The sequence below is a fragment of the Ignavibacteriota bacterium genome, from assembly GCA_016212665.1.
Classification (GTDB): Bacteria; Bacteroidota; Ignavibacteria; order UBA10030; family SZUA-254; genus FW602-bin19.
Window position 1 is genome coordinate 48558 of sequence record JACREZ010000032.1, and the last position, 17794, is coordinate 66351.

The 17794-nt window shown below is 42.8% G+C and carries 20 protein-coding genes; 9 read left to right on the forward strand and 11 right to left on the reverse strand.

Annotated features, from left to right (window positions below; translation table 11 throughout):
• Positions 1 to 3: 3 nt before the first annotated feature.
• On the reverse strand, positions 4 to 954 hold the full coding sequence (locus HY960_10775) for a hydrogenase small subunit (GenBank protein ID MBI5216225.1): 951 nt from the start codon (positions 952 to 954) through the stop codon (positions 4 to 6).
• A gap of 386 nt (positions 955 to 1340) precedes the next feature.
• On the opposite strand from HY960_10775, the gene deoC reads away from it, so the two are divergent.
• The 3 genes from deoC to HY960_10790 are packed head-to-tail and all read left to right on the forward strand — an operon-like array spanning position 1341 to position 3308.
• Positions 1341 to 2171 carry a deoxyribose-phosphate aldolase gene (deoC, locus tag HY960_10780; protein ID MBI5216226.1) on the forward strand — a complete coding sequence of 277 codons (831 nt, stop codon included), beginning with the start codon at positions 1341 to 1343 and terminating at the stop codon, positions 2169 to 2171.
• A 24-nt stretch (positions 2172 to 2195) separates the two neighbouring features.
• Positions 2196 to 2681 carry an SPOR domain-containing protein gene (locus HY960_10785; protein MBI5216227.1) on the forward strand — a complete coding sequence of 162 codons (486 nt, stop codon included), beginning with the start codon at positions 2196 to 2198 and terminating at the stop codon, positions 2679 to 2681.
• A 60-nt stretch (positions 2682 to 2741) separates the two neighbouring features.
• Positions 2742 to 3308 (forward strand): SPOR domain-containing protein, encoded by a 567-nt coding sequence (locus HY960_10790; protein ID MBI5216228.1) that lies wholly within the window; start codon positions 2742 to 2744, stop codon positions 3306 to 3308.
• 149 nt (positions 3309 to 3457) lie between these two features.
• On the opposite strand, the gene HY960_10795 is transcribed toward HY960_10790, so the two are convergent.
• The 6 genes from HY960_10795 to tsaD form a co-directional block, all read right to left on the reverse strand.
• Positions 3458 to 5083, reverse strand: a complete 1626-nt coding sequence (locus tag HY960_10795) for an Ig-like domain-containing protein (protein MBI5216229.1) — start codon at positions 5081 to 5083, stop codon at positions 3458 to 3460.
• A 139-nt stretch (positions 5084 to 5222) separates the two neighbouring features.
• Positions 5223 to 5516: a type II toxin-antitoxin system HicB family antitoxin gene (locus HY960_10800; GenBank protein MBI5216230.1), complete on the reverse strand. Its 294-nt coding sequence runs from the start codon at positions 5514 to 5516 to the stop codon at positions 5223 to 5225.
• Positions 5513 to 5776, reverse strand: coding sequence for a type II toxin-antitoxin system HicA family toxin (locus tag HY960_10805; GenBank protein MBI5216231.1), 264 nt, complete (start codon positions 5774 to 5776; stop codon positions 5513 to 5515). Before HY960_10805 ends, HY960_10800 begins: the two co-directional genes overlap by 4 nt.
• 142 nt (positions 5777 to 5918) lie before the next feature.
• Positions 5919 to 7811: an acetate--CoA ligase gene (acs, locus tag HY960_10810; GenBank protein ID MBI5216232.1), complete on the reverse strand. Its 1893-nt coding sequence runs from the start codon at positions 7809 to 7811 to the stop codon at positions 5919 to 5921.
• 206 nt (positions 7812 to 8017) lie between these two features.
• The gene (gene mltG, locus HY960_10815) at positions 8018 to 9034 is read right to left on the reverse strand and encodes an endolytic transglycosylase MltG (protein MBI5216233.1); all 1017 of its coding nucleotides are present in this window, start codon (positions 9032 to 9034) and stop codon (positions 8018 to 8020) included.
• 346 nt (positions 9035 to 9380) lie between these two features.
• Positions 9381 to 10562, reverse strand: coding sequence for a tRNA (adenosine(37)-N6)-threonylcarbamoyltransferase complex transferase subunit TsaD (tsaD, locus tag HY960_10820; GenBank protein MBI5216234.1), 1182 nt, complete (start codon positions 10560 to 10562; stop codon positions 9381 to 9383).
• 180 nt (positions 10563 to 10742) lie between these two features.
• Between tsaD and HY960_10825 the strand changes: the two genes are divergently transcribed.
• The 6 genes from HY960_10825 to HY960_10850 all read left to right on the forward strand — a co-directional run bounded on the left by HY960_10825 (position 10743) and on the right by HY960_10850 (position 15815).
• Positions 10743 to 11930 carry an efflux RND transporter periplasmic adaptor subunit gene (locus HY960_10825; GenBank protein MBI5216235.1) on the forward strand — a complete coding sequence of 396 codons (1188 nt, stop codon included), beginning with the start codon at positions 10743 to 10745 and terminating at the stop codon, positions 11928 to 11930.
• A gap of 107 nt (positions 11931 to 12037) precedes the next feature.
• On the forward strand, positions 12038 to 12706 hold the full coding sequence (locus HY960_10830) for an ABC transporter ATP-binding protein (GenBank protein ID MBI5216236.1): 669 nt from the start codon (positions 12038 to 12040) through the stop codon (positions 12704 to 12706).
• Between the two features lie 9 nt (positions 12707 to 12715).
• Positions 12716 to 13882: an FtsX-like permease family protein gene (locus HY960_10835; protein MBI5216237.1), complete on the forward strand. Its 1167-nt coding sequence runs from the start codon at positions 12716 to 12718 to the stop codon at positions 13880 to 13882.
• 7 nt (positions 13883 to 13889) lie between these two features.
• Positions 13890 to 15059 carry an ABC transporter permease gene (locus HY960_10840; protein MBI5216238.1) on the forward strand — a complete coding sequence of 390 codons (1170 nt, stop codon included), beginning with the start codon at positions 13890 to 13892 and terminating at the stop codon, positions 15057 to 15059.
• Between the two features lie 17 nt (positions 15060 to 15076).
• Positions 15077 to 15541, forward strand: coding sequence for a hypothetical protein (locus tag HY960_10845; protein ID MBI5216239.1), 465 nt, complete (start codon positions 15077 to 15079; stop codon positions 15539 to 15541).
• Positions 15542 to 15623: 82 nt separating this feature from the next.
• Positions 15624 to 15815, forward strand: a complete 192-nt coding sequence (locus tag HY960_10850) for a 50S ribosomal protein L28 (protein MBI5216240.1) — start codon at positions 15624 to 15626, stop codon at positions 15813 to 15815.
• A gap of 71 nt (positions 15816 to 15886) precedes the next feature.
• Here HY960_10850 and HY960_10855 read toward each other — a convergent pair whose 3' ends face one another.
• The 4 genes from HY960_10855 to HY960_10870 are packed head-to-tail and all read right to left on the reverse strand — an operon-like array spanning position 15887 to position 17752.
• Positions 15887 to 16102: a hypothetical protein gene (locus tag HY960_10855; GenBank protein ID MBI5216241.1), complete on the reverse strand. Its 216-nt coding sequence runs from the start codon at positions 16100 to 16102 to the stop codon at positions 15887 to 15889.
• 39 nt (positions 16103 to 16141) lie between these two features.
• Positions 16142 to 16297 (reverse strand): hypothetical protein, encoded by a 156-nt coding sequence (locus HY960_10860; protein MBI5216242.1) that lies wholly within the window; start codon positions 16295 to 16297, stop codon positions 16142 to 16144.
• Positions 16266 to 16952: a hypothetical protein gene (locus HY960_10865; GenBank protein MBI5216243.1), complete on the reverse strand. Its 687-nt coding sequence runs from the start codon at positions 16950 to 16952 to the stop codon at positions 16266 to 16268. Before HY960_10865 ends, HY960_10860 begins: the two co-directional genes overlap by 32 nt.
• Positions 16953 to 16978: 26 nt before the next feature.
• On the reverse strand, positions 16979 to 17752 hold the full coding sequence (locus HY960_10870) for a hypothetical protein (GenBank protein MBI5216244.1): 774 nt from the start codon (positions 17750 to 17752) through the stop codon (positions 16979 to 16981).
• Positions 17753 to 17794: the final 42 nt, after the last annotated feature.

Genomic DNA, 17794 nt, shown 5'->3' on the forward strand with positions numbered 1-17794 from the left:
GCATTATCTCCGTTGGTAAATTGGTGAGTGAGCATCAGGAAATCCGCTCTCTGTGCAACCGATACAGGGCGCACCTGCACCTACGCACCAGTTCACGCTTCCATTCCATAATCGAATCGGACAATCCGCATTGGTGAAAGGACCTTTGCAACCAAGTTCCAATAAACATCCTTCCTCACCAAACTTCGTAGCAAAGATTCCTTCATCAAGGTAATCCCTGTTGATGCAACGATTGTGAACTGAATGTCCGTAAAAAAGTTTAAGTCTTCCCTGTTCATCCAACTCTTTTTCTTGTGGCATGCCGTACAGTAATATTTTTGCTACTGTTCCGATGAACCAATCGGGATGGCATGGACAGCCTGGAATATTGATAACAGGCGTTGTAATATTCAGCATCTTAAAGACATCTGTTACTCCTTTGCTTCCGGTTGGATTTGGTTCGGCAGCCGGTAAGCCACCGTACGCAGCACACGTTCCAACAGTCAGCACTGCCATCGCATTCCTTCCGAGTAAATCAATCCATTGAAGCATCGTCGTTGGCTTACCTTGTTCTTCACCGACAGAACCGTACACTCCATTCGAGTTTGTTGGAATCGCGCCTTCAACAACTAAGACAAATTTTCCTTGAAAATTTTTTGCCGACTCACGAGCAGTATCAGTTGAAAGTGAACCGGTTGCCGCCATCAAAGTTCCATGATACGTCATGATTAATTTATGTCCCGGCAGAACCTGTTCAAGAATTACATTCTTGATGCTTGGATGAATTGTATTTATCACCGAGACAGAACAGCCGCTGCATGTAGAAGCTTGCAGCCAGATGATTGGATATTCCTTCACTGCTTCCTGCATGGCAACGGCAAGACGGGGAAGAAATTCATTGAGACTTGCAACCGCAAGAGGAGTTGCTGAAGTCCACCGGAGAAATTCTCTTCTTGAAATACTATTTCTATTCATAACAATGTTTGAAGATTATTGAGAAAACGTGAATTTGACTTTCACGTGTGGAATAATTAAACAACAGTTGAATAATTCAATACAAATGAAAGAACACACCAATCTCATCTTCATTATCTTTGAGTATTTCAGGATGATTTGTATGATTTTTTTGATTGGCATCCTGTAAGTAATATATAACGTTCAATTCGTGTGCCATTCAAAGATTTTCATTACACAATTTTGTTACTCCGCTTTAAGAAAAACGAATATCTCACTTGCTTTTGCAACTTTCTCAGAAAATCCTATATTGCTCCTGCATTTTGAACATTGTTTACTCGTAGATGCATCAAAAAGAAATAGACCGTCTTGTACAATCCATATTGAACCAATCTTCTTCAAAGCAGATGTGCTGTAAAGATGGTATTTGTCACGATGGCTTGTGCGTTGTTCACAACAAGGAAGGCGTTCGCAATATTGTCCAAAACGGTGCTTCACGAATCAGCGCAGGAGTCGGTATTGAAGCGGCAGGCGGCATCGAATTTGACCTCGCTCGAATGATTGACCACACTCTCCTGAAACCGGAATCTACCAAAGAACAGGTCATCGCATTGTGCAACGAAGCAAAAAAATATAACTTTGCCAGCGTGTGCATCAATCCAAGTTATGTTTCGCTCTGCGCGAAATTGCTTCGTGATACTGCTGTAAAAGTTTGCACTGTCATCGGATTTCCACTCGGCGCAACATCAACCGCCTCGAAAGCATTTGAATCGGAGCAAGCGTTGAGAGATGGTGCTACTGAACTTGATATGGTCATCAATGTGGGAATGTTGAAATCGGGCGAGTACGATTATGTTGAAAATGATATGTTCGCTGTTGCCTCCACTGCACGACGGTACGGCGCGCTAACAAAAGTGATTCTCGAAACCGGCTTGCTGACCGATGAAGAAAAAATTAAAGCCTGTGTGTTGGCAAAACGTGCCGGAATGGATTTTGTCAAAACCTCCACGGGATTTGCCAAAGGCGGCGCGACTGCGGGCGATATTGCGTTGATGAGAAAAGTAGTCGGCAGTGCGATGGGTGTAAAAGCATCCGGCGGCGTACGAACCCGCGAAGAAGCGCTTGCCATGGTCGCAAGCGGCGCGGATAGAATCGGTGCGAGCGCGAGTGTAAAAATTGTTCTTGGTTCTGAAAGTCAACCACAAACTGAAACTGCGAAAGCGGCAGACCGTTATTAATCTTCACTTACTATGAGAAGTTTTATGAATCGTTTCCTTGTTGCCATTATCGGATTACTTATCATTGCGTTATCGTTCATCGGTTGCTCTTCATCCGAAGAAACACAATCGGAAAAAGAAGCGACGGACAAACAAGTTCAGCAGGAGCAAGCGCAAGAACTTCCTCCTCCTCCCCCTTCAGATACAATCGAAGCGGTCGCAAATGAAGTTCAGCAGGAAACTCAGCAACTCAATCAAACTCAAACAACAACACAAGAAGTAACAGGAACGTACGCTGTTCAAGTCGGAGCGTTTAAAGTCACGGAAACTGCTGACCAGATTGCGTCGCTTGCCCGCTCACGCTTTTCGATGCAAGTGAAATCTATCTTTGATAAAGAGACAGGATTAACAAAAGTGTTAGTTGGTGGCTTTGCAACGAAAGATGAGGCACGTGCTTTTCGGGACCAACTTGCCCGCCAATTTCCTGAAGACTACAAGGATGCGTGGGTAACAGAACTTCCGCGTGAGTAAAAAATTATCATTTCGTCATTCCGACGAATGTCGGAAACCGTTTCTCCGGGGAGGTAATAGATGCCGAAATACCATGCCTGCGGCAGGCAGGAGTTCGGCATGACGTTGTTGGGAATTTTATTTTTGTTGTTGGTTACTGTTTCAACAAGTTTCTCCGCTCCATCTTTACCTCAACAAGAAAAGAACGACACTACCCAAACACTGAAACAGTTCATCAACCAATACGAGAAAACGTTCGACCCGTCCGTCTATCAAATTCCAATTTCCATCTCGCCCACAAGCAACAGTAGTCAACATCCGGTTGCTGATACAATGTCAATGGAGAATGTCGAACTGACTTCCGGATTTCGTGTTCAGGTTCTTACAACTCAGGAAATTGATGAAGCAAATCTTCTTCAAGATTCTTTATCCACAATCTTCCCGACAGAATGGACATATATCATCTATCATACTCCCTATTACAAAGTGCGTGTCGGCAACTACAGTGAACGTCACTCCGCAAACAGAATGATGCGGCAATTGTTAGAACATGGATTTGAAAATGCGTGGGTTGTGCCGGACCAAGTTGTGAAATATCCTCCGGTCCGTGTGCCTCCGGTCGTGATGCCGCTCGATACGCTTCGTTGATTGGTGAGTAGTGATTCGTGATTCGTGAGTGGTTAATGATTTAGGTAATTCGAATTTTCAACTGAAATTTAAAATCATTAATCCGCAATCGCACCCGCCTTAGGCGGGCAAGTCAATCCCTGCCTGCGGCAGGCAGGCGAAATCCGAAATCATCGCTTCAGTCGCACGTTCATTCCCTCCACGCTCCATCTCGCCCGAACTTTCAGCGTGTCACTGTAGAACGTAAAGCGTTCGGAAGGTTTGAAGGGAATCAGCGTTCCGTAAGAATATGCCTTGTTGCTGTCCGAATCAACAAATGCAGTGAGAACGTATTTTCCCTCCTCTAAATTATCAAACAGAAAACTTCCGGACTTGCCAAGAACAAGTTGCCTCTTTCGTACACCCGATGAAAGCGGAATGGCAGAAAGAAATATCTTGGCGGAATCATTCGCATTCTCATTTTGCACAGTTCCTGAAATTGTTCCCAATTTATCTTTGTCAACAACCTGAAACTTGAAGACTTGAACGCTGTCAGCAAAAAGGTTGCCGGCAACATCAACGACTGAGTCGAGAATGATGTTAAATGTGTAAGGCATTCCGTACGTTAATGGAGATTTCGGGGTGAACGTTCCGTGGGTTGTATTCCACCAATGATAGTTTCCGTCAATCTTTTTCTTCGAACTATCGAACAGCGAGAAACTTTGCTCGAACTTTTGTTTGAGAACCCATTCACTGATGGCGATGTGAATTGAATCTTCCGGGAAAACATCTTTGTTGTCGTTAGGGATATTGAGTAACGTTATCTTTGCTTTTGTTGTATCGGGTGAACCGCTTCCGTCAAAGTCCACCGGCTTGCTTGTTGAAAGCATGATGTTCCCAAGTATATCACGACTTTGAGAAATTGCTACACGATATGTCTTTGAACTATCTTGGGGAGTCGTCAGGATGACGGCTTCCGAAAGGGATGTATCGGATGGTGATACGTCAATAACAGAAAGACGTGTGTTCGTAAGCGTATCAACGATAGAAAGATTCTCAGCACGCAACGAAGATGAATCAATCTGCTCGCTGAATCGAAGAAGAACATGTTGCTGGTCGAGTGCCCGTGCGCTGGAAAGAAACGGCGCGGATGTATCTTCAATCGTCAACTGTAGTTGAACATGTTGAAGGACGTTCCGTTCTGCCGTCAAAGAAAATTCCGACTGAGGAACGCCGAACTGGTCTGTCTGCTGGTCGTAGAAAAGATTTTTGTACTCATCACGCACGGCAATGAGACGATAGTTTCCCAATCGAAGATACGGAAGAAGAAAGGTTCCATCTTTTCCTGTTTGAGTGAGGTAATCCGGTTTGGTATGATTCGGATTTAACGTGTCACCGTTTTTGTTATCAAGCAAGTACGCAAAGAGCATGACTCCTTCCGGTTTCTCATCAAATATTTTTCCTGCAATCACCCCGGAATCAATATGGTCTCCAGTCGAAAAAGCGAGCGAGAACGATTCTGCCAACCTGTTTCCGTTCCGTAAATCTTTCACATCGGTCCCGAGTGTGAGAACATACGTCGTGTTTGCGCGAAGTGAATCTGTGAATTTGATTTCGACATCGGTTCCGCTCCAATCGAGTTCCAACTCTCCTAAATCAGGCGAGAGAAAAATAGATTCATCCACCGAGCGTTTGTCCACATACTCGCTGAACGATATTCTGAACACGTCATCGTGAAAGTTCGTCGTTCCACTCGACGGATATGTTTCAAGAATTGTCGGTGGAGTTGTATCTGCCGGACCGCCAGTGGGAGCCATTTGCCCGGCACAGGAGAGAAACAACAACGAGCAAAGTAATAAAACGATTAACAGTAAATGGGAATTCAACTGAATACTCTTAACTGGGAGGGAGTTGCACTCCCGAAATCCTAAGTTCAACTCATGCCCTGAAAAAAAACTAACCTGCTGTAACAAATTCATCTAACCGTTTTCGAGAAGATAACCTCTGAAATTTTGTCACAGGTATTTCCAAACGAACAACAGGTTCGGGAATAGTTTTCTTTTGTTCGAGCATCAACTCAAGAAGCGTTTCTTTTACTCCTTGTAGTTCTTCTATTGCTTCAACAATTGTTTTTGCATATCCCTTACAACCCTTTAACAAAGGTATCGAAGCACAATACAATCCATCACTCATACGTTCAATCTGGATTGGATAATCTAACGAAAGATAATAGTGAATATCGTTTTTCATTGTTGTAATTCTTCTAATTCTTGGAGCGCTTTAATAAGATCTTGAACTTGGTATGTCGGTAATATATCATTTCTGCCGTGAGTTACAAGAGTAATGTTCCAATTCAAATCTGGATGGCTAAACACACGGTGGCTCGTACCATGTTTTGAATGACGCTCTACAAAATTCAAGTTGAGAAGTAGTTTTCTCGCATCACGAAAACGAGTGTTATGTTTTCGCGAACGAAGTTTATTGATAATTGTATGAATTGATTCATCCACATTGCAATAATACCAAAATCAAAGAACCTTTCAAAAGATTTTATGATGGACTCCACTTGACGATTGAAGAGTTAATCAGAAATCAATGAAACAATGAATCTCTATGAGCCGTTGGCAATCGTAAATTGTAAATCAACAACTCTCACTCCTCCAACGTCGAAATATCCCCTTCGGCTAAACCCATCGCACGTGCTTTTAACACACGCCGCATAATTTTTCCTGAGCGGGTTTTCGGGAGTTTGTCAACGACGGTTACTTGTTCCGGTTTTCCAATCGGTCCCAACGTTTTGCCGACGTGTTGTTTGATTTCTTCGAGCAACTCATTCGATGATTGAAAGCCGGAGCGAAGCAGGCAATATGCATGAATCACACTCCCCTTCACTTCGTGAGGAATCCCAATCACCGCCGCTTCTGCAACAGCGGGATGGCTCACCAATGCGCTTTCGACTTCCGCAGTTCCAAGCCGGTAGCCGGAAATTTTTATTACATCATCCACCCTGCCGATAATCCAGAAGTATCCATCCTTATCCCGCTTCGCGGAATCACCTGTTGTATATTTTCCCGGATACTTACTCCAATATTGTTGAACATATCTGTCAGGGTCATTGTAAACAGTTCGTAGCATTGCGGGCCATGGACGGTTTAGAACAAGATACCCTTCCTCTCCATCTGCAACAGGCTTTCCTGTCTCATCAACAATTTCTGCCAGCTGACCAAAAAAGGGACGCGTCCCGGAGCCGGGTTTGAGAGGAACAGTAGGAGTCGGTGTAATCATGAACATCCCGGTTTCCGTTTGCCACCATGTATCCATAATCGGACAACGCCCGCCGCCGATAACTTTGTGATACCACTTCCATGCCTCCGGGTTGATTGGCTCACCGACACTACCGAGTAATCGCAATGATGAGAGGTCATGTTTTCGGGGCCAGGACTCACCGAAACGCATCAGTCCCCGAATTGCAGTCGGCGCTGTGTACAATACTGTAATTCCATATTTCGCAATCAACGACCACCATCGGTCGGGATACGGATATGTCGGTGCGCCTTCATACATGAACGAAGTTGCACCAAGCAAAAGCGGACCATAGACAATGTACGAGTGTCCCGTTACCCAACCAGGGTCTGCGGCGCACCACCAACGGTCTGTGTCATTCAAATCAAAAACATATTTGAGAGTTGAATAGACGCCAACCATGTATCCACCATGAGTATGCAATATTGCTTTTGGCTTTCCTGTCGTGCCTGAAGTGTATAAAATGTAGAGCGGGTCTTCTGCATCCATGACTTCCGTTTGGCATTTGCCGTTAGCGATTGGCAACTTGATTAGTTCATGATAGAAGTAATCTCTTCCCGGTTCCATCCGCACCTGATGTTTCGTTCGCTGAACCACCACAACGGTCTCGACAGAAGGACAGCGCTTCAACGCTTCATCAACGGTTTTCTTCAACTCGACAATTTTCCCGTTCATCCATCCGCCATCCGCCGTAATCACCATGCGAGATTGTGAGTCATCAATTCTTCCCTGCAACGAATCAACACTGAATCCGCCATAGACAACAGAATGAATCGCACCAATCTTTGCACACGCGAGCATCGCAATAACAATTTCAGGAATACGAGGCATGTAAATCGTAACCCGGTCTCCCTTTTTCAATCCCATCGCACGTAGAACATTTGCAAACTGAGAGACTTCCCGATTGAGTGCATAGTACGAATACGTTCTTACCTGAGCATCTTCACCAACCCAAATGAGAGCAAGTTTGTTCTTATGCGATGTTTGTTGATGCCGGTCTAATGCGTTATGCACAATGTTGACCTGCGCTCCGACAAACCATTTGTAGAACGGCTTGCCGCTTTCATCCAACACCTTGTCCCATTTCTTGTACCACTCTAATTCGTTTGCTTCGTTCGACCAAAACTCTTCAAGGTTTTCGTCTGCAAACTTTGCAAGTGCATCCCAATCCTTCACACGCGCCTGTTCGATGACTTCCTGAGATGGATAAAATACTTCGCCTTCTAACTTGCTCTGATTCATTATACTACCTGTGATAATTTCTGATTGCTGAATTACTTGCCCGCCGACGGCGGGTGAAATTGCTGATTATTCTTTTTCGGCATGAGATTATAGTTTTTGCTTCACTGACATTTCTATCAACACAAAGTACAAAGCACCAAGTACGAAGAACAAAGGGCAATGAGCAAGAACTACCAATGACAAATGACGAATGACTATTGACATAATTAGAAATTTTCTTGCATCGCTTTCTTCTCTTCCCTAATTCTTTTATACTCACTCACCGCCTTCTTGTGTTCTTTGTACGTTTTTGTAAACGTGTGTCCCCCCTCTCCATTTGCAACGAAGAAAAGATATTTGTGCTTTTGCGGGAATAGTGCGGCGCGAATTGAAGCGATTCCGGGATTGTTCACGGGTCCCGGCGGCAATCCCGAATTTAAATATGTGTTGTACGGTGACTGCCGTTTCAAATCGCTGTACTTTAACGGGCGAGGACCGTTTGGAAGAATAAACTGAATCGTCGGGTCTGCCTGCAAACGTATTCCTTTCTTCAAACGATTGTAATACACACCCGAAACTATCGCCCTTTCAGAATCAACTCTCGTCTCCCCTTCGATGATTGATGCCATCGTGAGAACATCATGCATCGGTAATTCAAGTGAGTCGGCTCGGGCTAACAATGTGCTATCAAATTCCTTTCTGAATTCTTTCACAAATTCTTCGATGATTGACTTCTCATCATCCTGCCAATAGAACCGATAGGTTTTTGGAAACAGATACCCTTCAAAAGAATGAGATTCAAAACCGAAATCTTCGACAAAATCCTCATCATACACAAGCGACATAAATCGGACTGAATCAATTCCCGCCTCACGGGCAAGAACCGATGCGATTCTCTTCGATGTCCATCCTTCTGGAATACTGACGATGATTGCTTCGATGGAAGTTCCCGTTGCCAAGTCATTCAGAATGTCAACGTTCGACATTCCGCTTCTGAAACGATATTTCCCGATTTGAATTTTCGTCGTTGTGCCGTGAATCTTTCCGGCAAGTTTGAAGAGAAATTTGTTCCTGATGACGTTCGCCTCCGCAAGCCGGTCCATTACTTTTGCAAATGTCTCTCCTTTCGAAACAATGAATACTTTATCGTTCTCAAAGTTGTTCGGCGCCCAAAGAATTTGATAAAGGAAAAATACTCCACCAAAAATTAACAAGAGAAATGATATGAGGAAGAATTTCTTCATGATTCCAAAACAGTTGAGACCAAAGTAATTCTAAGAGGCTGTCTCATAAGTGCAATCGCCTTGGGTGTCATTCCTGCGAAAGCAGGAATCCATTTCATTTTCGACGATTCTGGATTCCCGTTGGCACGGGAATGACAAGTGTAAAGACTTTTGAGACAGCCCCATGAATGTATTAAAGAATACGGCTTTAGCCATAAAGTTCTAATGATATGAGAAATACGCTTTTGCGTTGACGACATCATGGCTAAAGCCAGGTTGTATCTTTGCTTCGACCCCATGCTGAAGCATGGGGTTAATTGTTGGGCGTTTTGATGAGGGATGATAACTGCCATTAACTACATGTAACTCATAGTTGAAGATATGGAACCGCGGTTAATTCCGACGAGGAAGTTATTCCCTGTTGAAGTTTCATCCAACCGAGCATGGCAATCATCGCTCCGTTATCTGTGCAATAATCAAACTTGGGAAAGAATACTCTCAGGTTTCTCGTAGATGCTTCACGCGTTAGTCGTCTCCGTAATTCCGAGTTAGCAGAGACTCCGCCTGCAACTGCAATATCCCGAATTGAAAACTTCTCACTTGCCCTCAATAACTTCCCGACGAGAACATCTACAACAGCGGCTTGGAAACTTGCACACAAGTCGGTTAACAGTTTCCTGTTTTCTGTTTCCGATTTTTTATTAACAATTGACAATTCACTATTCACCATTGACAATTTCTGATTGCTGATTGCCTTGCCCGCCTGAGGCGGGTGATATTGCTGATTATTATTTTTTAATTGCAAGTTATCGGTATCACTTTTTCCGCTATCAGTACCCGAATGACTAATGACTAATGACAAATGACCATTGACCAAGTGGTTTTTCCTCAACCAATAAAGCACAGCGGTTTTAATTCCGCTGAAACTGAATTCAAAGTTGTCTTCATCGAGATACGAACGGGGGAATTTTACAAACTCCGGATTTCCTTCCTGTGCGAGTTTATCAATAACAGGTCCTCCGGGAAAACCGAGACCGAGCATCTTGCCGACTTTATCGTACGCTTCGCCCGCCGCATCATCGAGTGTTTCACCAAGCAATGTATGCTTCAGTGGTTCATCAACACGAACGAGTTGTGTATGTCCGCCGGAGACAATCAAACAAAGGAACGGATAGTTTGGCTTTGGTTCATCAATGAAGTTTGCATACATGTGCGCTTCCATATGGTTGATGCCGACGTAAGGGATTTTCAAACCAAACGAAAGTGATTTTGCAAAGTTCAAACCAACGAGTAACGCACCAATCAATCCGGGACCATACGTTACTGCAATTCCATCGAGATGGTGTTTGTCAATTTCTGCTACACGTAATGCCTCATCCACAATAGGTATTATCAATTGTTGATGGGCGCGTGAAGCAAGTTCCGGGACTATGCCACCGTACTGCCGATGTACAAGTTGAGAAGAAATGATATTCGATTTGATTTCTCCGTCAACCAGCACAGCCGCAGATGTTTCGTCGCATGATGTTTCAATTCCGAGTATGTTCATTGCGGATAAAATAAGGAAAACTGCACTGCTTTTCAAAGCGAGACTGATGAATGCATAGGTAAAATATTTCGGTACGACTCACTCACTTAACAATAAGACTTTGATTCAAATCTGAGATTTGCACAGATACTCATAATTTTCTACCTTGCAACCCAAGTTTTGTCTTACCGTACAACCTCCATGACTGAAACAGAAAAAGCAGATCTATCGAAACTCAGAATATCTCGAGACGATGATAGTGTAGAAAAATCCCCTACCTCGAAAACAAAATATATTGTACTCGGAGTTATTGTTCTGATTGCAATAGTGAGTTACTTTGTTTTTCCAAACCTCACGAAACCGACCGAAGAAGTACAAATAACTTCCGTCTCAATGATTACAGCATCGCAAGCGAACGCGGCATTAACTGCGAGCGGTTACGTCGTCGCTCAACGGAAAGCGGCAATCGCATCCAAAGCAACCGGCAGACTTGTCTTTCTCGGTTTTGAAGAAGGGGACCAAGTAAAGAAGAATGAAGTCATTGCCCGAATTGAAAGCGCAGATATGTTAGCGGCATTGGAACAAGCGCAAGCAAACCTTTCCGTCAGCAAAGCAGATTTAAACGATGCGAAACAAACATTGGAACGAATGAATAAATTGTTTGAACGACAACTTGTATCGCAATCAGAAGTTGATGCGGCACAAGCACGCTATGCCCGTGTTCTTGCTTCTATTTCATTGGCTGAAGCAACAGTAAAAGCGGCTGAAGTTCAGGTAGAGAACACGTTTATCCGCGCGCCGTTTGAAGGAACAGTCCTTTCCAAAAATGCTGATGTTGGTGAAGTTGTCGCTCCGTTCGGGGCAGGTGCAAGTTCCAAAGTTGCAGTCGTTACTATTGCCGATATGAACTCGCTTGAAGTTGAAGCCGACGTTTCTGAATCAAACATTGAACGAATCAAACATAATCAACCATGCGAAATCTCGCTCGATGCATATCCTGAAAAACGATATGCAGGTTTCGTCAGCAAAATCGTACCGACCGCAGACCGCGCAAAAGCAACAGTTCTAACGAAAATAAAATTCAAAGAGCGTGATGAACGCGTACTTCCTGAGATGAGCGCGAAGGTTTTCTTCTTATCGAAAGAAGTCGAGCCAACATCCGATAACAAACCAAAAATTGTCGTCAGTCAGGATGCAATTGTGAATCGAAACGGAAACACGGTTGCGTTCCTTCTTCGGGAAAAAACCGTGAAAGAAGTGAATGTCGAAGTCGGTGCAATTCTTGGCACTAACTTCGAAGTACTTCGCGGCTTGGCTCCTGGTGATAAAGTTATTCTCCGTCCGTCGGAGAATTTGCAGAACGGTTCTTCTGTGAAAATACGTGAGTAGTTATCCGTTATCAGTTACTCGTTATATGTTTTCAACAAGAGTATAATTAGAAATAGAAATCAACAATCATAAATCCGTAATCAAAAATCCTCAATCCGAAATCAACTATGTCTTTAATTTCAATTCAAAACATTTCAAAATCGTATTGGAGAGATTCGCTCGAAGTTCCTGTTCTGAGGAACATTTCGTTTGATATTCCTGAAGGGGAATTTCTTGCATTGATGGGACCATCAGGTTCCGGCAAAACAACCTTGCTGAATCTTATTGCAGGTATTGATAAGCCATCGAAAGGAACTATCACAATTCAGGAGACCGACATCGCGAAGTTAAGTGAATCTGAATTAGCAAAGTGGCGCTCTCGTCATGTCGGATTTGTCTTTCAATTTTACAACCTCCTCCCTGTTTTGACTGCTTTCGAAAATGTCGAATTGCCTTTGCTTCTTTCAAAATTATCAAAGAAAGAAAGGAAAGAACACGTTGAATTGGCGCTTAATGTTGTCGGACTTGGTGACAGAATGAAGCATTACCCGAAACAACTTTCCGGAGGACAGGAACAGCGTGTCGCAATCGCACGGGCGATTGTCACTGACCCGACATTCCTTGTCGCAGACGAACCAACCGGCGACCTTGATAAAGTCTCGGCAGAAGAAATTTTGAAATTGCTTGACCGGTTGAATTCAGAATTCAAGAAAACAATTATCATGGTAACGCACGACCCGCGTGCTGCAGAACGTGCGCATAAATCGCTTCATCTCGACAAAGGCGAACTTTCCTGAGGTGATGCAATGAAAGTTCTTAAACTTGTATTCAAAAACGCTATGCGGCATAAACTCCGCACGATGCTGACAATCCTCGGCATCGCGATTGCCGTAATGTCGTTCGGGTTCATGCGAACGATTGTCAGTGCATGGAATGCGGGAGTTACCGCTTCTGCGGCAAACCGGATGATAGTCCGACATTCTGTTTCATTCATTTTTCCCTTGCCGATTTCTTACAAAGAACAAATTTTGAAAGTCCCGGGAATTACTCAGGTAACATGGGCAAACTGGTTTCAAGGGATTTACAAAGACGCGGCAGATTGGAAAAATTTTTTCCCTCGTATGGCTGTAGACCCCGAAACTTGGTTCGACTTGTATCCAGAATTTATCATCACAAAGGATGAATTAGAAGCGTTCAAAAAAGAACGGAACGCATGCATCGTCGGACAAAAAGTTGCAAAAGAACACGGTTTCAAAGTCGGAGATATTATTGATATCGAGGGGGACATTTATCCCGGTAAGTGGAGTTTTGTTGTACGCGGCTTCTACAAAGGTAAAGACGCAACCACTGATGAAACACAAATGTTCTTCCAATGGAAATATCTTGAACAGCAAATGGCACAAACTCAAGCCGGACGGGAAATCGGGGCTGGTTGGTACATCTTAAATGTAAAAACTGCATCAGATATTCCCATCGTAACAAAAGCGATTGACGATATGTATTTGAATTCTCGTGCAAGTACGAAGACAGAGACGGAACGGGAATTCCAACAAAGTTTCGTTTCAATGTCGAGTGCGATTTTGACTTCTTTGAAAGTAATTTCGTTCGTGATTATCGGAATTATTTTGCTCGTACTTGCCAACACGATTGTCATGTCGGCTCGTGAACGGACGAGAGAATATGCTGTGTTGAAAACGCTTGGCTTTTCTGCAAAACATCTCGTTGGTCTCATCGGCGGCGAATCCATGATTCTTGCATGTCTCGGCGGCGCATTGGGGTTACTCTTAACGTTTCCCATAACGAAAGGATTTGCAACCGCGTTTCCAACATTCTTCCCGGTATTTAATGTTGAAATACTAACCATAGTTCTTGCCGTTGGCTCTGCATTGTTAGCCGGTGTAGTCGCCGCGATATTTCCAACCATGAGAATACTTCGGCAAAAAATTGTTGACGGATTGCGAATGTTAGGATGAGGTGATGATGAAAATTCCTATTTCATATACATGGCGAAGTTTATGGACTCGCCGAATAACAACCATACTCACTCTCACAGGTATCGCCCTTGTCGTATTTGTGTTCGCGGCAGTGTTGATGCTTGCACAGGGAGTCGAAGATACATTAGTTGAAACGGGCTCTGAAGACAACATCATCATCCTAAGAAAAGCCGCAAACTCCGAGTTAGTCAGTCAGATTGACAGAGACGCGGCAAACATTCTCAAAACACTTCCTGAGATTGCACTTTCGAGCAACGGTAAACCGCTACTGACAACCGACATCAGCGTCATCATCAATCTTTCAAAAAAAGAAACAATGTCCATGGGAAATATTTCCGTTCGGGGAATTTCTCCTGAGGCGATGCAACTTCGTGAAAGTGTGAAGTTATCATCCGGAAGGATGTTAGAGTTCGGAACTCATGAAATTATTATTGGTGATAACATCACTGAACGATTTATTGGCGCGGAAGTCGGCAAGGAGATTAAGTTTGGCGGCGAGACATGGATGATTGTCGGAACGTTCTCATCGGAAGGAAACGCGTTTGAATCTGAAATCTGGGCTGACGTTGAACAAATGATGCAGGCATTCGGGCGTCCGGTGTTTTCTTCGGTTACATTTAAAATGAATAATCCTGAACAATTAGAATCGCTCAAATCAAAAATTCAGCAAGACCCGCGCACAAGTTATGTTGATGTAAAACGTGAACAGGATTTCTACAGGGAACAATCTAAATTGATGGCTGATTTTATTAAGTTACTCGGACTTGTCGTAACGATTATCTTCAGCGTTGGTGCAATGATTGGAGCGATGATTACTATGTACGCCGCAGTTGCCAACCGTACCGTGGAAGTTGGAACACTTCGAGCGTTGGGTTTCAAGAGAAGAAGCGTACTGAGTGCGTTTCTTATTGAGTCCATCGTTCTTTCGCTTATCGGCGGAGGAGCAGGAATTGCACTTGCATCTGTCATGTCATTTATACAAATCTCCACAACCAACTTCGGCACGTTTTCAGAGTTAGCATTCGGTTTCAATATGTCTGTGTCAGTCATTACTTCCTCAATGGTATTTTCTGTCATTATGGGAATTGTCGGTGGATTTTTACCATCCGTGCGTGCTTCCCGTTTAAATATCGTTAACGCACTTCGCTCATCTTAACATTTCAAAGGATTCATATGAAGCAGTTACAATTTTTATTTCTGTTATTTATTTTAATTATTACCTCTAACTTTTCCAGTTTCAGCCAAGACAAGGGATTCGGGCTTGGAATCATCCTCGGCGAACCGACAGGGATTAGTGGTAAGTATTGGCTTGACGAACGTTCAGCGATTGATGGAGCAGTAGCATGGTCATTTTATCGTGGTTCATCAATTCATATTCATGGAGATTATCTCTTTCATAACCGCTCTGCATTCGAAACGGAAGAACCATTAGCATTATACTACGGAGTTGGCGGACGATTGAAATCAGGTGATAAGATTCAAACGCAACTTGGATTGCGGGGCGTGGTGGGGATAGATTATCTGGCTCGTACGGTACCTATTGATGTGTTTTTAGAACTCTCACCCATTCTCGATTTCGCTCCGGCAACAGAATTTTTCTTCAATGCGGGTTTGGGTGCAAGGTTTTTCTTCGAATAAAAAGCCTATTGCAACGTAAAGCCTTTTTTTGTATATTGGCACAACTTTTAATCAGAAAAATAATCAGAATAAGAAAAGAACAATGGCAAAAGTCTGTCAAATTTGTGGTAAAAAACCTGTTAGTGGCAATAACATAAGCCACGCTCATAACCGAACCCGTCGTCGTTGGCTTCCGAACCTTCAGAATGTTCATGCCTCAGTTGAAGGACGCGTTCACAGAATGCGTGTCTGCACGACGTGTATTAAACAAGGAAAAGTGTCTAAAGCAGCATAGTATAACTCCTTTCTATTGTGAATGATTGAAAGAATCCCGTCCTCGTTGAGGGCGGGATTTTTATTTTCCTCTTACCAATTCCTGTTGTGATATTTTGCCAAACGTTTAAGATATAATTGGTGAAATTCATCCTCACTTAAATCAGGAAATCGTTTCCGTAATCCTTGTTTGAATAATTGCTTTGCAAACTCTCCGAGTTCGAATGCCTTCAATAACCGTTGTTCAGGAGTCATCGAGCGGAGAATTTCGATATACAATTTATGATTCGGTCGGGGTTTGATATCCATGAGAGATAACTATATGCTAACAATTTTCAAATTTCGGAATCAATCATTCAAAAGTTTTTGATTTTTAGGATCTTCACCTTCTGTTAAGATTCTAATTTTTGGCTCTACTGGTCTCCCCTTTAAATTGTCTTGCAAACTGGATTCATCCGGTTTTGTAATTTTTTCATTTGGTTTTTCTTGTTGCGATTGAGTCATGGCGTTGTTCCTTTGATAATTGTATTAACTCTACTTTTAATGTTTCCTTTTGAGGGTTTAATTTTATTTCATTTTCAAAATATATTGGTAAATTCTTATTAACTATTTCGACTTTCATTGAATCTAAATTTTGATTGGATTTAACAAAGGTAAAAACAAATGGAATCAAAGCAAATATTATCAACAAAAGTGAAAACACTATTGAACGTTTCGCCTGTAATAAGTTTCTTGCTTTAACTTCATTTAATTTAGTGTTGTGATCTGTTGCCTGTGCAAGTTTGCGTATTAGATATTCTTCATAGTCCTTTTCCGTTATACCATTTTCATCTTTATAAAACTCTTGCAATTCTCTGAAGTATTCTTCCAAGTCTGATACATAAGGAAGATAGTAATAATTATATTTCCATACATAAGACCTGATAAGCATGAAAATCGCCCAAATTATACATACAACAGATAGAGAAAGAAAGATATAGAAAAAGATTGTTTCATTTTTTATTTCAAACTCAAAGGATAAATATTGAGTAAAAAGATAATATATTCCTGCACCGATAGCAGATACCAAAGACACGGGTAATGTCAATCTCTCATTTAACTCTGACGTTCGCTCTATCTCTCTTTCATACATATCTTTATAAAAACCAAAACGATCCATATTCCATTCTCTCTATATTTAGTGATCTAAAACAAAAATGTCCCCACAAAAATCCCTGTGTTCAACATAAATCCCTTCCCGCTCACACCGCTCGGAACATTGATGACATCATAATTTCCATCCATCTTCCAACTTCCACTGCTCATCCCGACATAACTCACACCAACACGCAATCCTACCCAACGAAGCAGAGCATACTCCACATTCAGCGATGGCTGATAGACGAAAAATGTTCCTTCTAACTGACGTGTATATTCCTGTGTCGGTTGATTATTTCCGTATTCCGTCCACAAGTCGTCCCAAACTTTCGTATCAAGTTGATTTTTTGTCATCTTGATTCCCACTCCGCCACCTCCAAGCGCTACACCGGCAACAACATCTAAACGAGGCACAACAGGAAATGTGTACTCGATAGTCACTGCGCCATAACCGACATTGTACTCAATGTCTCGTCGCGTATTTGCATTGGGGTCGAGGGCTTTCGACTTACGTGTCCCGCTCAATCCCATTCCACCGATGCGGAGATTTTCCACTAACATGATGTAACCATATCCCTGTCCGCCATTTAATAACATTGCATCATCATCAAGCGGAGCGGCATTTGCGTTCTTTAAGAATTGGTTAATCGGGTCAACATCAAGAAACAACAAACTCGGAATAAAACCACCTGCGCCCCCGAGTTTACTGACTTTTGAGCGCTTTGGCGGAAGCAATTCTTCTTCCTCCTCCTGTTCCTGAGCGATGAGAAATGTTGTTGTGAGTAGTAAATAAAAAGAGAGTAACAATAATAAGCGTTTCATGAGTTGTCCTTTATTTGAGAGTTATGTTTTCGGTGAAAAATG

What these genes read in the sequence shown, in the direction of transcription:
- HY960_10775 (MBI5216225.1), bottom strand. Translation starts at nt 954, where the DNA reads ATGAATAGAAATAGTATTTCAAGAAGAGAATTTCTCCGGTGGACTTCA.
- deoC (MBI5216226.1), top strand. Translation starts at nt 1,341, where the DNA reads ATGTGCTGTAAAGATGGTATTTGTCACGATGGCTTGTGCGTTGTTCAC.
- HY960_10785 (MBI5216227.1), top strand. Translation starts at nt 2,196, where the DNA reads ATGAATCGTTTCCTTGTTGCCATTATCGGATTACTTATCATTGCGTTA.
- HY960_10790 (MBI5216228.1), top strand. Translation starts at nt 2,742, where the DNA reads ATGCCGAAATACCATGCCTGCGGCAGGCAGGAGTTCGGCATGACGTTG.
- HY960_10795 (MBI5216229.1), bottom strand. Translation starts at nt 5,083, where the DNA reads ATGGCTCCCACTGGCGGTCCGGCAGATACAACTCCACCGACAATTCTT.
- HY960_10800 (MBI5216230.1), bottom strand. Translation starts at nt 5,516, where the DNA reads ATGAAAAACGATATTCACTATTATCTTTCGTTAGATTATCCAATCCAG.
- acs (MBI5216232.1), bottom strand. Translation starts at nt 7,811, where the DNA reads ATGAATCAGAGCAAGTTAGAAGGCGAAGTATTTTATCCATCTCAGGAA.
- mltG (MBI5216233.1), bottom strand. Translation starts at nt 9,034, where the DNA reads ATGAAGAAATTCTTCCTCATATCATTTCTCTTGTTAATTTTTGGTGGA.
- tsaD (MBI5216234.1), bottom strand. Translation starts at nt 10,562, where the DNA reads ATGAACATACTCGGAATTGAAACATCATGCGACGAAACATCTGCGGCT.
- HY960_10825 (MBI5216235.1), top strand. Translation starts at nt 10,743, where the DNA reads ATGACTGAAACAGAAAAAGCAGATCTATCGAAACTCAGAATATCTCGA.
- HY960_10830 (MBI5216236.1), top strand. Translation starts at nt 12,038, where the DNA reads ATGTCTTTAATTTCAATTCAAAACATTTCAAAATCGTATTGGAGAGAT.
- HY960_10835 (MBI5216237.1), top strand. Translation starts at nt 12,716, where the DNA reads ATGAAAGTTCTTAAACTTGTATTCAAAAACGCTATGCGGCATAAACTC.
- HY960_10840 (MBI5216238.1), top strand. Translation starts at nt 13,890, where the DNA reads ATGAAAATTCCTATTTCATATACATGGCGAAGTTTATGGACTCGCCGA.
- HY960_10845 (MBI5216239.1), top strand. Translation starts at nt 15,077, where the DNA reads ATGAAGCAGTTACAATTTTTATTTCTGTTATTTATTTTAATTATTACC.
- HY960_10850 (MBI5216240.1), top strand. Translation starts at nt 15,624, where the DNA reads ATGGCAAAAGTCTGTCAAATTTGTGGTAAAAAACCTGTTAGTGGCAAT.
- HY960_10855 (MBI5216241.1), bottom strand. Translation starts at nt 16,102, where the DNA reads ATGGATATCAAACCCCGACCGAATCATAAATTGTATATCGAAATTCTC.
- HY960_10860 (MBI5216242.1), bottom strand. Translation starts at nt 16,297, where the DNA reads ATGACTCAATCGCAACAAGAAAAACCAAATGAAAAAATTACAAAACCG.
- HY960_10865 (MBI5216243.1), bottom strand. Translation starts at nt 16,952, where the DNA reads ATGGATCGTTTTGGTTTTTATAAAGATATGTATGAAAGAGAGATAGAG.
- HY960_10870 (MBI5216244.1), bottom strand. Translation starts at nt 17,752, where the DNA reads ATGAAACGCTTATTATTGTTACTCTCTTTTTATTTACTACTCACAACA.